The sequence below is a fragment of the Paenibacillus sp. FSL L8-0340 genome (assembly GCF_038593145.1).
In the GTDB taxonomy this organism is placed as follows: domain Bacteria; phylum Bacillota; class Bacilli; order Paenibacillales; family Paenibacillaceae; genus Paenibacillus_AQ.
In genome coordinates this window covers 2,055,567-2,070,697 of record NZ_CP151967.1, presented here as the reverse complement: position 1 = coordinate 2,070,697, position 15,131 = coordinate 2,055,567, and the positions used below count along the sequence as shown (strand labels likewise).

Genomic DNA, 15,131 nt, shown 5'->3' with positions numbered 1-15,131 from the left:
ACAGCCCTATAATGTGTTAGTAAGGAGATCCTCTAAGGTGAGGGCGGCGCTTATAGATCATACACGGCGCGTGGTGTGTCACGCAGAAAACCTTCCGCCTGCAGGCGGAAGGTTCAAAAGCTTTTATACATTAGCCCTGAGTTTGCCGGAAATGCTGCATGAAATCGGTAAGCGCCTTAACACTCTCATAAGGAACCGCGTTATAAATGGAAGCGCGCAAGCCTCCAACACTGCGGTGGCCCTTAAGACCGACAAAACCTTCTTGTTCGGCAGCCTTGACGAATTGCTTCTCAAGCTCTTCCGACTGCATCCGGAATGTAACGTTCATGATGGAGCGGCTGCCTTGTTCCGCAACTCCGCGGTAGAAACCATCACTGCCGTCAATATGATTATAGAGTAGCCCGGCTTTGTCGCGGTTCTTAACTTCGATACCTGCAAGCCCGCCCTGCTCCCCTATCCATTTTAACACTTCATTAACCATGTATATAGAAAAGGATGGCGGCGTATTGTAGAGAGAGTTGTTCTTATAATGCGTATCGTAACGCAGAATCGTCGGGATATTGGAAGGCGACTTCTCGATCAGCTCTTCCTTGGCGATAACTACAGTTACGCCTGATGGTCCGAGATTTTTTTGTGCGCCGGCATAAATCAGTCCGAATTTATTCACGTCAAAGGAACGGCTCAGAATGTCGCTGGACATGTCTGCAATCAGCGGGATGGAGCCGGAATCCGGAAACTCCGCATATTGTGTTCCTTCAATCGTTTCATTCGACGTAACATGCAGATACGCTGCGTTATCCGCTGCCTTGATGCTGCTAAGCTCTGGAATCGCCAGAAACTTCTTGTCCTCCGAGGATGCGGCGACATGGGCGCCACCAACCAATTTGGCTTCCTTGAGGGCTTTATCTGCCCAGCTTCCTGTCATGACATAGCTGCCCACTTGGCCCTCGGAGACAAGGTTCATCGGAAGCATGGCGAACTGGGTGCTTGCTCCGCCTTGGATGAACAATACCTTATAGCCCTGCGGATTGCCAAGGAGTGACAGCAGACGTTCCTGAGCTTCGTTATGAACGGACTCGTATACCGCCCCACGGTGCGACATCTCCATAATGGACATTCCGCTTTCCCGGAATTCGACAAACTCCGCTTGTGCGCGTTCCAATACTGCAAGCGGCAGCGCCGCCGGACCTGCATTAAAATTGTATGCTCTCTTGCTCAAAATTGCCCCCACCCTTTCTCTCCTGCGAATATGGATAGAGATTATGATAGCAGTAATCTAACACACCATCAAGTATAATTATTCACATGGAAAGTATAATCTCCAGGCTTAAATGGTGAAAAACTGATAGCTGCGGCTCCAATCCTTGCTGTGACGCGGTAAAATGCTGATGTCCGCAAAAACTTCCGGCGAAATAACATGCTTCTCGCCCCATAGCGCCATCCGGTCCGGCTGAAAATTTCCGTATTCCCTGATCCCAGCTCTGCTTGGCCGATGAGTAATTTCCCAATAAAAGGAGTCCCTAACAGCTTCCCAACCGCCCAGCTTACAATAAAAGGAGCGATTAGGTTCATTATTCCAGCTTAGTTTATCCCCGGTCAGGCTAAGCAATTCCTCCGTATAGCTGGACTCCGCCTGCTCTACCCTGGCAATCCCCGGCAATCTCAGTTCATACCCTGAGCCGACATTTCCACCGTTGATTCCAATAAAATTATGATTGTATTCCTCTATCCGAAGCTCCTTAGACCCCCTATTCTCCAGAGTATAAGAGATGTTCAGCCTGTCTTCATCCAGTGAGATCCTCTTGGTTAAAAGCATGCTGTATCCCCGGCACTCCATCGGCTGCACCGAATAAGTAACCGAATCTGTAGTGTGTTCTTCAATCACCTCAAAGGGAATGAGCGGATAACTTCCGGCAAAAAAATAGGGGGCATCTTCCTGCTTTTGCAGCAGCCCTACTCCCGGCTTCGGAAACCATTCTCCTACTTCTGCATCGTCATAGCCAATTGCCCGGGAAATGCTGAATTCATTACATAGCCCAATACCGCCAGTACCCTGTCCGGGCACAAGGCTTTCCGGAACGCAAAACATATGTTTCCCCTGTTCCAGGGTTACCTGCGTTATAAAGCCCGTCCAGTCGAACCTGGTTCCTTTATATGCTCCCAGATCAGCGATTTCAACAGTTAAAATATCATTTGACAACGTGATACCCATATATTAACGCGTCCTTTCTGTTTACCAAGAATGAAATGGAGTCATACCTCTCATATGTTTCCAAAAAACGCCTGCAACCGTAATAAGCAACGGTACAGACGTTTGATTGTTCCCTGTCTAGATTACGCTAATGTCACTTCGATTAGATGACATTCCCCGGTCTGCAGAGAGAGCAACTCCGCACGCGGAATCACCGCACCTCCTGAGACGCGCTGAAGCGTCACCTCGCTGCCATTAAGGGAAACAGAGTGTATTTGGTACTCTCCATAATTAAAGCTTCCTGCGGCCTTGTAGACCACCTTAAATTCGCGATCCGCGAAAATTGTATTAATCGAAGCTCTTCCTTCCGTATCGAATTGCTCTTTTACCAGCTTTGGCTCCAGTAACAGATCTCCAAGCTTGCCTTTAACACCAAATACTTCAGTGACCATGGTCAATAGCAGCCAGCTAGCCGAGCCAGTCAGATACGTGTACATCCCTCTGCCTTGTTCATTGATATATTCAGGGATACCCGGATAAATCCGGCTCGTTTCGAAGTCCGAGCTTAGGCTGTAAAGGGATTTCATAACTTTATGACCCTCGTTCACATAACCGCGTTTGTAGAGCGCGTTCCCGTACATTACAGTCATGTGGCTGAACATCGCTCCATTTTCTTTATGACCAAAAGCAAAACCGAAGGCGCGGCCCAGATTCTGCTGGATACCTCCAAAACTGGAATTGAGCCTGTATCCGATTTTGGCATCCAGCAGGTTACGCTCAACTGCAGAGATGATGTGCGGAATCTGATCCGGCGCTGCTGCATGGCCCATAATTGGGAATACCTGGCCCGTAAGCGTCATGCGGACACCTTCAGAGAACTCGCCTTCCACCTGTTCACCGTCGTTATTATAGTAACCATTAAACCAGCCGTCACCCTTTTCACTTTGCAACCACTCGTTATTGCGCAAGTGATTGAATATCCATGCGGCTTTCTTCTCCAGATCATCTGCTATTTTATCCGTATCAAGAGCAATACGCTTCCCGCTAACCTTATTAGGTGCTGAGGCATAGTAAAGATCGAGTCTTCCCAGCTTTGCTGATACAGACTCATAATTCACACTTTCCTCCAGTGAATCAAACAGCAGCTTCATCTCTTCCGCCAGTTCAATGGTTTCTTGACCTTTGGATTGTTTGAGGATGCGCAGCAGCTGTGAAATATCTTTCAGATTACTTGCATAGAAGGCTGTAAAAGCTACACTTTCACCCTGGTCTGCCGCCATATCCAGCCCGTCATTCCAGTCAGCACCCTCCAACAAAATATTGTTATGCTCGCCAACGTTATAGAACGGAACCAAATTTTGCAGCAGAATATGCTCCAGAATCGTACCTTCGTAGACCTCTCCGGAATCAGTTCTAAGGGAACTGCCAACTGTTGTGTTCCAGGATGCATCCCGTTCCTTGCAGCGGCTCATAAAGCTGTCACGGAAGTAGGTCTGCTTCTGGAGCAGGAAGTCCAAATCCCCGCTTTGATCCAGATACAGCATCGTCGTCAGGAACGGCCACGCTCCATGATCCATCCATACACGGGGGATATTGTTGCGGTCTGCAATAAATTCACCTGGCTGTTGACCAATAATAGTCGCATTACTGCCGTCTATTCTTACTCCGGCGTAATTATTCAGCAGCAGGCTGCGCACTTCTGCCGGTTCCATAATAAGCAGTGCCAGACAGTCCTGCCAAAGATCCCGCCAGCCGCGTCCGCCTCTTCCGTAATCATGATACGGCAAGAAAGAGTTGCCATAGAGTCTTCTAAGCACCGGTTGGATTGTCACCCATTTCATCCACTGGTCAACATCGGGTTCACCGGTTTGAAATTGTACCCTATTCACCTTCTCTGCCCAGAAGGCTTTCGTTTCCTCCAGCAGGCGATCAAAGGCTTCAGTTGTCCCGTACTTGCCAATCAACGCATTAGTATTTATTCTTTCACTTTCAATGGCCATAATTACTACATAAGAATGGCTTTGACCAGGAGACAGGGATACCGGATCAAACCTCAGACCGCCAAGCGCCTCGTAGCCCTCTCTTTGCACACCCCCGCCTTTACCAATGTCCGGAGCAGTATTAAGGACAACAGCTTCAGGCCAATCCAGGCTTCCGCCTTCTCCGATGAATTCCTCCTGAACAGGAAAGAATCCTGCCGGTTGACTGCCGTCACCCTCCGCTCCAAAAACCCCATACGAGGTATGGTTTATGCGGTGGCCGCGCTCATCAAAGGAAAGGGCCGGTTGAACCTCCACACCATAAGGCGAAGTGTATATCCGGTTCAGCAGAGAAGTCACATGTCTGTGATCCCGCAGGTCATCTGCAGAACGGGCATAGAGTGGGACTACAGCAGTCGGCGTCAGTGTAAGCGTCTTTGAACCTGTATTTTCCAGCGTTACTTTCATTAGTTCTATCTTATCATTACCGCTTGGCACAAAGCTGGTCGTCACTGCCTTAACGCCCATCACAGCGTTGCTGCGGGTTATGCGATGCCATAAGAATCCCGCCTCCAGCAAGGCTTCGTCAGCTGAAGAAGAATAGAATTCCGCATTTTGCTTAGCAGAGTTACCGGTTGCAGACCATGCTCCCTTTCCATCCGCATATACCCAGAAGTTGCGTGAAGCCCGTGAAGTATGCAAGTCCTCAACCGATAACGGCGGAGTAAGAAATGTATTATGTCCGGTGGTCGCCTGACCGTGAAGCTTTGGAGTTACAGTAGACATCATTCCTCCCTCATTTACCAGAGGGAAGTATAAGAAGCTGCTGCGATCCGGGTTCTGAAGCCTGAATTCCCCATCGTTACCAGTGAATTCGAAGCCGTATATTTTGTTACGGTCCATAGTATTCATCCTCTCATTTACACATCTGCCTAAGCTTTAACCGCACCTGCCAATGCTCCGTCAACAATATACTTTTGAATGAAGGTGTACAGCACGATAAGCGGTGCAGAAACGATCATAATACCGCACGCTAACATAGGCCAGTTATTTCCGTACTGGCCACGGAATTCTTTAAGCCCGAAGGTAATGGGGTAATGTTCCGGACTAGGCAAATACATGACTGGACCTACGAAGTCATTCCAGATGCTGATTGCCGTTAGAATAACGCCTGTTGCAATTACCGGCTTCATCAGCGGCAGGATAATTTGAAACAAGTAGCGAATGTAACCAGCACCGTCCATACCGGCTGCTTCATCCATTTCGCGGCTAATTCCTTTTATATAGCCTACGAACATCATGAATACGATGCCTGTACCGCCGGTTTTCAGCAGAATATAACCCAGCTTCGTATCGTAACCCACAAAACCGAGCTCCTGCTTCATAGTAAGCATTAACTTAAACTGTGCGACCATAGGATTCGGAAGGAACTGGGACAGCAAAAAGAACAGATAAATAAACCCGCTCCACTTCACATAATTCCTCGCTACCGGGAAAGCTCCAAATAACGATACGATCAGTGTCAGCACTGTTGCAACGCTTGTATATAACAAGCTGTTTAAGAAATAATTAGAGAAACTGCCCTGAACCCAAGCTTCCTTGTAATTATCCCATTGGATATTTTTCACTAGACCGATAGGGTCCAGCAAATATTCAGTAAAGGGCTTAAAGGATATGTTAATTACAAATAGCAACGGCAGGATATACAAAACTAACAATACTGCAATCAGCATATAAGAGAGAGTTTTGGCGGTTTTGGATTCTTTCATTAATACTCCACCTCTCTCTTACGCATTTGTTTAACAGCAATTACAACAAACACCAAAATCATTAGGAACTGTACTACGGAAAGCGCTGAAGGCAGCCCCATCTCCAGGGAACCGCGGAATGTCTCTTTATACACATCATACGCCATCGTTCTTGTGTTAAAGCGGCCGTCTGTAGTGGCTAGAATAATATCAAAGGTTGACATTGCGCCGATAATCGACAGGATTATATTAATCGTGAAGGAGGGAGCGATAAGCGGAAACGTAATGTTTTTGAAAGATTGCCACTTCGTAGTTCCGTCAATATACCCGGCTTCATATAAATCTTTCGGAACGGATTGTAGTCCCGCTAGGAAGATCAGCATCGAATAACCCATGTACATCCAAATTTGCGTGAATATGATATAACCGAACGCATGGCTAAAGCTTCCAAAGAACATATCTTTATAACCGAACAAAGAATCATACATTTGATTTACTGGACCGCTCAGAGGATCGAACATCATGCCCCATACCAGCGCAACTACCGCTACACCAAGCACAACCGGCAAAAAGAAAACCGCACGATAGAAATAATCGCCCTTCAGCTTCTGGTTGATGACTACAGCCATCAGAAGTCCAACACCGTTCTGTATAATCGTAACAATGATCATGAAATAAATAGTACGTATAATAGAATCCACACGCTCGCCTGAATTTCCGGAGTAAAATACATCATAATAATTGTCAAGGCCTACGAAATTCATCTTGCTGCCTGGAACATTGGTAATATCCGTAAATGAATAGATGACCGTCATCATAGATGGGGCAAAATAGAAAATAACGTACAATGATAGCGGAATCATTAATAGCAAAAGCGGGATATATCGTTTTAAACCTTTCCCAAACGGATACATTTCTCTCACCTACCCAATCCTATTTCAATAAATGATCGGGGTCTGCACTGAACAGACCCCGAATCCGTAGAACATGTTGGTGCACAGTATGTTGTAGATGTCAGTTTATCAGGCTAGCAGCTTATTTAGGTGCAGCAGCTTCCCATTCTTTTTGTTGTACATCTGCAAGCTCTTTAGCGGTTTTGAATTCGCCGCCTGGAGCCAGATACTCCGTATGCACGCCTTCAGCAGCAATGTGCTCACCAACGTTGTCACGGTTAATCATCATGATTTCATAAGCAAGTTCAAAGTCGCCAGTCATGTAAGGAGCAAGTTCTTTATCAATGAATTCGCTATCCGTCGCAATGTTGTCTTGCGTAGGCAAGAATCCTGCCGCTTTTACATATTGCGTGTAATTTTCCTTTTCAGAGAAGAACTCAAGCCATTTCAATGCGCCTTCTTTGTTCGGGCCTTTCTCTGCTGCATACCAGGTTACATCGTATTTGCCGACAAGAGAATTGTTCTTGGCTGCATCTTCTGTAGCCGGAATTGGGAAGTATCCGAATTTCAAATCCGGGTTTGCTGCAGCGATTGTAGGCGCATCCCATGTTCCATCAGCGATCATAGCCGCTTTTCCTGTTGCGAAAAACGATGGCGCCGTTGCATAGTCGATACCCAGGAAACCATCAATAAAGTATTTATCCTGAAGCGTCTTCATTTTCTCAAGTACTTCTACAGCCTCAGCATCATTGAACGCCGAAGTCCCCTTCCAAACGCCTTCTATCCATTGCTGCTGGTTGCCGCCGCCCAAAATCTTAGCCTGCAGACCGAACGCCGGCAATTTCAGAGGCCATACGTCTTTACCTGCTACAACGATTGGCACAATGCTCTTAGATTTCAGAGTATCAAGCAGACCAATGAACTCAGTCCATGTTGTTGGAATACTCAAACCATTTTCTTCGAATATTGCTTTATTATAGAAGAAACCTGACATTGCAACTTTACCGGTTGGAATCGCATACACTTTATCCTTGTAAGTGCCGGCTTTAGCAATATCATTAGCATTGTAATTCTTAACGAAAGCTTCACTGCTCAAATCAGCAATCAATCCTGAATCAATCCATTGTTGCCAGTCCGGCACTTTAGCACCTGGAGTCCAGTCTTTCGGAGATAGTCTCATGCCGGACAGATCGGCGAGAACGTCAACGTCACCAGCTGTAATTCTCGCTCTCTGCGCTTGTTTGAATTCATCATCCGGACCAGTTGTTGTGTACTCAACCTTGTACTCGGGATACTTTTCCTCGAACTTCTTGTTAATTTCTGTAATGGCTTTGTTAATGTTCTCTTGCTTCCAGTGCAGGATCTTAATAACCTTCTTGCCGCCAGAAGCCTTATCGGTTCCCGAAGCATTTTTCGCTTCGCCGTTCGTGTTGTTATTGCCGCCTCCACATGCCGCTAATGAGAGCATTATAGCTGAGCTCAACAAAATTGCAGAAAGCTTCTTTACCATTTTTGTTACCCCCTAGATAATTGGTGTCATTTTCTACGAAACAACCTTCAATTCTTGAATCCACGAAACACTGATCCATTATTTACAGAAAGCGGTTTCGTTGAATTTATTATTGCATCGTTAATAATCTTTGTAAAGAGTTTTTTTTATATTCAAAAAGTTAGATTTTTTTCTGAAAATCCTTTTGTAACCTGGATATATCTAAGGATTTATGCAACATTCCATTGACTCCACCCTTTATCAGCTATAATATAATAAACGAAACTATTTCGTTAAGTTTACATTCGCATCATTTTAACTGTATAAATCACTCTCATTATTATCCTCTGAAGAGCCATTTTTACAATAAGGGGGGCTTTAAATGGCCTATAACATCAAAGATATAGCGAAAATAGCCGGAGTTTCTGTTTCGACAGTTTCTAAAATTATCAATAACTACAGTGAAATTTCGGAAGATACCAAAACGAAAGTTCTACAGATTATAAAAGAGACCGGGTATACCCCTTCCAATTCAGCTAAGACATTGGCAACTAAATCCTCAAATCTCATAGGTGTTATATTTGCCGGGAAGCTGAACGTTGATTTTACTCATCCTTTTTTTGTCGAAGTGCTTAATGCCTTCAAAAAACAAATGGGCCTGCTTGGTTACGACCTTTTATTCTTCTCGAACGAAAAGTTCCAAAGCGGTGACACCAACGACTATTTAGCCCGTTGTCAGCATTATAATGTGGACGGGTGCGTGCTCATCTCTGGACAAGAGCTGGAACCTTCCATCGCCCAATTGGATAATAGCCCTATCCCTTGTATTGGCGTTGACTTAAAGCTATCCGGAGGTAACTCCGGTTATATCATGTCAGATAACTTTAAAATGTCCTCCAAAGTAGTAGAACACTTTTATTTACTTGGTTATCGAGCGCTTGGGTATATCGGCAGCACACTGGAATCAGACATCTCAAATATGCGCGAAAGTGGTTATCGTAAAGCGATTGAGGATTTAGGATTGCCAATCAACGAACGATGGTTCATCAATGGAAGTAATTTTTACGAAGCCAGCGGTTATGAAGCCATGCGCCGAATGATTGCTGGCGGAAATCTGCCAAGGGCTGTATTTGCTGCCTCAGACCAGCTTGCTATTGGTGCAATCCGGGCCCTTAAAGAAGCATCCCTATCTATTCCCGATACGATTGCGCTTATTGGCTGTGATGACATCGAAGCCTGCAATTATACAACGCCGAAGTTAAGTACAATTAGACAAAATAAAAGCAAGATAGGGCGCCTGGCCGCTCTGATGTTTTATGACCTTATAAACAGCCAGTCGGGCACAACTTCCTTCATCGTAGTAGAGCCTGAGCTCGTTGTACGGGAGTCCTGCGGCGCAGCTGAGCGAAGCCTGAATACGGCTCAATAACACGCGGCATATCAGCGATTGGTACAACGCTCCGTTCGCAGCAGCGTCCACCCAAGTGCTAACGTTGATCCTGCTTTAAAAACAAAGAGGCTATCCCAGCATGATATGATATGCTCCCCATATAGTAGACAGGTGAAATAATAAAAACCTGTTACTGTATGGGGAGTATTTTTATGGAACAAAAGAAGTTTACAGCATTTGAAAAATTAACGATTCTCCAAGAGGTTGAATGCGGCCAGATCGGGCTCAAGGCTGCAGCTCGAAAGTACGGATTATCTAAAACATCTCTAGTGAAGTGGCGACGACGTTATCAATTGTACGGTTTTGAGGGGCTGGAAGTCCGGTCCTGCAACCGAAAATATACTGTGGAAATTAAGCGCCAGGCCGTTAAAGATTATATGGAGGGGGCATTGTCGCAATATCAAATCATCGACAAGTATAAGATCGCAAGTCGAACCCAACTCGCCAACTGGATTAAGAAGTATAATGGTCATAGCAGCAGCTTAACAGCTAATTCAGGAGGAACTAGAGCTATGACCAAAGGACGCGTAACCACTTGGCAGGAACGGATGGATATCGTGCTGTACTGCCTGTCGAATGGACAAGACTACACAAAGGCAGCAAACCATTTCCAGGTTTCTTACCAACAAATATATAGCTGGGTGAAGAAGTACGAAATAGGCGGCGAAGAGGCATTACGAGACGGCAGAGGACGTACCAAAGCACCTGAAGAGCTCACAGAAGCAGATCGCCACAAACTCGCGATGCAAAAGCTGGAATATGAGAATGCGCGGCTGCGTGCAGAGAATGCTTTTCTAAAAAAGTTAGAGGAACTCGAAAGGAGGAGACGCTAAGTCACGTTCGTCAGGAGAACATCTACCTGGCTATTCAGGCCGTTCAGCAAGAGGAGTCTTGCTCTATTCAGCTTTTGTGTAACATCGCAGGGATCTCACGGTCAAGCTACTACAAATGGTTGAATCGTGAACCCAGTTCCCGGGAGACCGACAACGTGAAACTTACACAGGCCATGCTTCTCCTGTATGAGAAGGTGGAACGAATCTTTGGGTATCGTCAATTGACCCTGCATTTGCGCAGACAAATGGGTAGAGTCATTAACGCGAAGCGAGTGTACCGTCTCATGAGGCTCCAAGGCATCCAGTCCGTCATCCGCAGAAAGAGGAAGAAGTACGTAGGCTCTGCGCCTCAGCAGGTTGCAGAGAACGTACTGAACCGTAAATTCGAGGCGGAAATGCCAAACCAAAAGTGGGTAACCGATGTAACGGAATTTAAATATGGTAACGGGCGGAAGGCGTATTTAAGTGCAATAAAAGATCTACATGACAAGTCCATTGTTGCTTACGTTCTGGGTCATTCTAATAATAATTCGCTGGTTTTTAAGACGCTGGAGTTGGCTTTGCAGGCAGCACCAGAGACCCACCCCTTACTTCATAGCGACCGTGGTTTCCAGTATACCTCTCTGCACTTTAAGCAGATGCTGGACGAGGCAGAACTAACGCAGAGCATGTCCCGGGTGGGTTGCTGTATTGATAACGGACCCATGGAATCCTTCTGGGGGACACTCAAATGTGAGAAGTACTACTTGCATACCTACCAAACCTTTGAAGAGCTCCAACAAGACATTGATAATTACATACATTTTTACAATTACGAACGGTTACAGGCAAAACTAAACGGCCTCAGTCCCAATGAATTCAGGACTAAGGCCGCTTAAGGATCTTTTATTATTTACGCTGTCTACTTGACGGGGTGCAGTTCATTTTGGGACAGCCCCTTTTGTGTTTTAAGAGCAGATTCTACAAAAAGAACAATGGACGGCCGTTACTACTAATACGATACATACGAGCACCCTGATCATCAGCGGCAATCTGAGACTGAAGAACATGTTCGCCATGCTTCCCTTCATCTTTCATCATGATGTAGTCCAACTTTTATGTATTTTCTTTTTAACGGCATCTATACGCGCAATCCACATAGCGCTAATCTCTGCGTTATTAGCACGTCACTTTTATTAGCTGCAAAATGTATAAAACAACCATGGTTATTCTTATCATTAGTCTTCTTCAGGCGATCTCTTCGAAAGAGGCCTTGTTCATTCTGATTCGCCCCAGCCAAAAATATCTTCAAAGACTATCTCCCAATGCAAAAACTACCTATTGATAAATTTAGACTTTGGGCTGAAACACAAAATAAGGGGCGTCTCAAGCAGCCATTTCATGGCTTTTGAGACACCCCTTATCGTTACAGACTCTTTTGGTGGCTCCCGATCTAACCTGCGGGCTACCTGACCAAGAGCTTCGTCTTATAGGTCGAAGTACAGAGAGTATTCATGCGGATGTACACGAATCGCAACTTCTTGAGCTTCAGAACGTTTCAGAGCGATATAGTTATCGATGAAGTCTTTAGTGAATACGCCGCCTTCAGTAAGGAATTCGTAATCAGCTTCCAGAGAATCTAGCGCTTCGCTCAGGCTGCCCGGAACGCTGCGGATTTTTTCTTTGTCTGCATCGGACAGTTCGTAGATGTTCTTGTCCAGAGGACCGTAACCCATTTCTTCCGGGTTAATCTTCTTCTTGATTCCGTCCAGACCGGCCATCAGCATAGCTGAGAATGCCAGGTAAGGGTTAGCTGTGGAATCCGGTGTACGGAATTCGATGCGACAGCCTTTAGGCGTCACAGCAGCTACCGGGATACGAACAGCAGCGGAGCGGTTTCCTTTGGAGTAAACCAGGTTAACCGGTGCTTCATAACCAGGAACCAGACGTTTGAAAGAGTTAGTGCTTGGGTTAGTCAGCGCGATCAGTGCCGGAGCATGATACAGGATACCGCCGATATAGTGCAAGGCCATCTCACTCAGGTTGGCATAAGCGCCTTTTTCGTAGAACAAAGGAGCGTCGCCGTTAAAGATAGATTGGTGAACGTGCATGCCGCTACCATTATCGCCGAACAGCGGTTTAGGCATGAACGTTGCCACTTTTCCGTATTGGCGTGCAGTGTTTTGCACAATATATTTGTAAGTCAGCAGATTATCAGCTGTTTTCTTCAAGGTATCAAAACGGAAGTTGATTTCCGCTTGGCCTGCAGTTGCTACTTCATGGTGATGACGTTCAATTTCAAGTCCGGCTTCAGCCAGCAAACGGCACATTTCGCTGCGGATATCCTGTTGGGAATCCACCGGCGCTACTGGAACATATCCGCCTTTAACGCCAACTTTAAATGCAAGGTTGCCGCCTTCTTCCTTACGGTTGGTATTCCATGCCGCTTCTTCAGAATCTACGAAGAAGGAAGAGCTGTTCATTCCGCTCTCATAACGCACATCGTCGAAGATAAAAAACTCGGATTCTGGTGCGAAGAATGCTGCTGTACCCACACCGCTTGCCTGCAGGAATTCTTCTGCTTTTACTGCAATACCACGAGGGTCGCGCTCGTAACGTTCACCATCAGGGGTGAAAATATCGCACATGATGTTCAGCGTCGGATGAGCTGTAAAAGGATCGATATATGTAGTGCTTGGATCAGGCATCATTACCATGTCAGATTCTTCAATACCGCGGAATCCTTTGATGGAAGAACCGTCAAACGCAACACCATTTTCAAATGTTTCTGCTTCCACTGCGGATGCTGGCAATGAGATATGGTGAGCACGTCCACCCAAATCTACAAAACGAAAATCCACCCACTCGATATTGTTTTCCTTGATCGTCTGCAACACTTTTTCAACCGACATGAATATATTCCTCCCCAATTTCCGAACATTAGGCCGCTCACAGTATCAAATGTTCTTGTTTATAATTTTTTTGCTGTCGTCATTATAAATCTCAAACCTAACATCGTCAATGCTTATGTCAGGTATTTTTGAAGACAATGTAAGATATTCTAACGCTTTAGTGAAAAAAGCAACTTTCTCAATTCCTATGTCACATTCATTCAATACGATACATAAAAACCGTCCTCTCCCTACGCCCGTAAGCGGAGAAGAGGACGGCCTAAAGGCTGATTTCTGCTTCTTGTACTAAAGAATCGGGGCAGCCTCAAGAGACTCCGAGAACTTGCGTCCCACCAGCGGAGCAAGCTTCTCCAGATCTCTCAGCAGGGTGTCAAACTGCTCAGGGAACAGCGACTGGACCCCATCGCCTGTCATGGAATTGTCGGGATCGGTATGCATTTCGATAATAAGCCCGTTGGCTCCCGCAGCAACAGAAGCTTTGGCCATCGGCGCAACCAGTTCACGCCGTCCTGTACCATGGCTCGGGTCAGAAATCACCGGAAGATGGCTGAGGTTCTGAAGCACCGGAATTGCTGACAAATCCAGCGTGTTGCGGGTGTAGGTTTCAAAGGTGCGAATTCCGCGCTCACAAAGCATGACATCGCGGTTGCCGCCGGCCAGAATGTATTCAGCCGCATTGAGGAGCTCATCGTAAGTAGCACTGAAGCCGCGCTTAAGCAAGACAGGACGTCCGCAGGTGCCCAGCTTGCGCAAGAGGTCGAAATTCTGCATATTGCGTGTGCCCACCTGCAGTATATCAGCATGCTCTGCACAAATATCCACATACTCCGGTGTCATTACCTCGGTAATGGTCAGCAGACCATGCCGCTTGCCGGCTTCTGCCATCATTGTCAGTCCTTCTACACCGACACCCTGGAAGCTGTAAGGTCCGGTACGCGGCTTGAACGCGCCTCCACGCAATACTTGACCACCGGAAGCTTTCACCAGCCGGGCGATTTCGTCAATCTGCTCCGGGGATTCAACGGCACAAGGCCCACCCATAATGACAAGATTCTCCCCGCCGATCTTCACGCCACGGATATCGATAACCGTATCCTCCGGATGGAAATCACGGCTCGCCAACTTATAGGATTTGGAGATTTTCACTACGTTCTCTACACCTTTCATCTGGCGCAAATGCTCGGCAAGCTTCGGTGTGACACCACCGATCAGGCCGATAACCGTATGATCCGCCCCCCGGGAGAGATGAACCTGCAGCCCTTCCTTTTCGATAACGGCAATAATATCATTTACCTGCTCTTGCGGTGTTTGATTGGATGTAATAACGATCATATTATAGCTCCCCTTTTAAGCAATTATTTAGCAAATGTTACCTTATAAATCGCACAATACTATCACGCTACGACGCGTGTACGCTTTTAAGCACTAAAGTGATTTTACCGCATTTTGTTCTTTTCGTCAACCTTCAATTACGGTCCCAGCTGCACTAGTTACCATTTATTTGCATTAACGAAGCTATCTCTCTGGTGTACATTGGAAAATCAGCTGGTACAGTATGGAATAATTAAAGGGATATCCATCCAATAACAAAGAGCACACAGGCTCCGCTGCCGGAATCTGTGTGCTTCATTTTCACCCAATTTATAAGTTCAAATAC

General features: G+C 46.2%; 10 protein-coding genes. 2 read left to right on the top strand and 8 right to left on the bottom strand.

Annotated features, from left to right (window positions below; genetic code table 11):
- Positions 1 to 130: 130 nt before the first annotated feature.
- The 6 genes from serC to NST07_RS09245 form a co-directional block, all read right to left on the bottom strand.
- Complete coding sequence (gene serC, locus NST07_RS09270; RefSeq protein WP_342481932.1) at positions 131 to 1,222, bottom strand: 3-phosphoserine/phosphohydroxythreonine transaminase; 1,092 nt, start codon at positions 1,220 to 1,222, stop codon at positions 131 to 133.
- A 105-nt stretch (positions 1,223 to 1,327) separates the two neighbouring features.
- Positions 1,328 to 2,212 carry a hypothetical protein gene (locus tag NST07_RS09265; protein ID WP_341091262.1) on the bottom strand — a complete coding sequence of 295 codons (885 nt, stop codon included), beginning with the start codon at positions 2,210 to 2,212 and terminating at the stop codon, positions 1,328 to 1,330.
- Between the two features lie 122 nt (positions 2,213 to 2,334).
- A complete protein-coding gene (locus NST07_RS09260) occupies positions 2,335 to 5,073 on the bottom strand; it encodes a cellobiose phosphorylase (RefSeq protein WP_342481422.1) in 2,739 nt (912 codons plus the stop codon).
- A 29-nt stretch (positions 5,074 to 5,102) separates the two neighbouring features.
- Positions 5,103 to 5,939, bottom strand: coding sequence for a carbohydrate ABC transporter permease (locus NST07_RS09255; protein WP_341091259.1), 837 nt, complete (start codon positions 5,937 to 5,939; stop codon positions 5,103 to 5,105).
- Positions 5,939 to 6,832 carry a sugar ABC transporter permease gene (locus NST07_RS09250; protein ID WP_341097598.1) on the bottom strand — a complete coding sequence of 298 codons (894 nt, stop codon included), beginning with the start codon at positions 6,830 to 6,832 and terminating at the stop codon, positions 5,939 to 5,941. The genes NST07_RS09255 and NST07_RS09250 overlap by 1 nt, the downstream gene beginning before the upstream one ends.
- A gap of 121 nt (positions 6,833 to 6,953) precedes the next feature.
- Positions 6,954 to 8,321 carry an extracellular solute-binding protein gene (locus tag NST07_RS09245; RefSeq protein WP_341377831.1) on the bottom strand — a complete coding sequence of 456 codons (1,368 nt, stop codon included), beginning with the start codon at positions 8,319 to 8,321 and terminating at the stop codon, positions 6,954 to 6,956.
- A 361-nt stretch (positions 8,322 to 8,682) separates the two neighbouring features.
- Here NST07_RS09245 and NST07_RS09240 point away from each other — a divergent pair, with 361 nt between their 5' ends.
- On the top strand, positions 8,683 to 9,729 hold the full coding sequence (locus NST07_RS09240) for a LacI family DNA-binding transcriptional regulator (RefSeq protein ID WP_342481421.1): 1,047 nt from the start codon (positions 8,683 to 8,685) through the stop codon (positions 9,727 to 9,729).
- A 173-nt stretch (positions 9,730 to 9,902) separates the two neighbouring features.
- Positions 9,903 to 11,461 (top strand): IS3 family transposase gene (locus NST07_RS09235; protein ID WP_342481277.1). Its coding sequence is split into 2 segments (ribosomal slippage): positions 9,903 to 10,536 and positions 10,536 to 11,461, totalling 1,560 coding nucleotides; the frame shifts between segments, so codons are not numbered across the junction.
- A 588-nt stretch (positions 11,462 to 12,049) separates the two neighbouring features.
- Here NST07_RS09235 and glnA read toward each other — a convergent pair.
- Together glnA and aroF are read right to left on the bottom strand one after the other, a co-directional pair.
- The gene (gene glnA / locus NST07_RS09230; RefSeq protein WP_341091254.1) at positions 12,050 to 13,474 is read right to left on the bottom strand and encodes a type I glutamate--ammonia ligase; all 1,425 of its coding nucleotides are present in this window, start codon (positions 13,472 to 13,474) and stop codon (positions 12,050 to 12,052) included.
- Positions 13,475 to 13,759: 285 nt separating this feature from the next.
- On the bottom strand, positions 13,760 to 14,806 hold the full coding sequence (gene aroF / locus NST07_RS09225) for a 3-deoxy-7-phosphoheptulonate synthase (protein ID WP_341091253.1): 1,047 nt from the start codon (positions 14,804 to 14,806) through the stop codon (positions 13,760 to 13,762).
- Positions 14,807 to 15,131 lie beyond the last annotated feature (325 nt).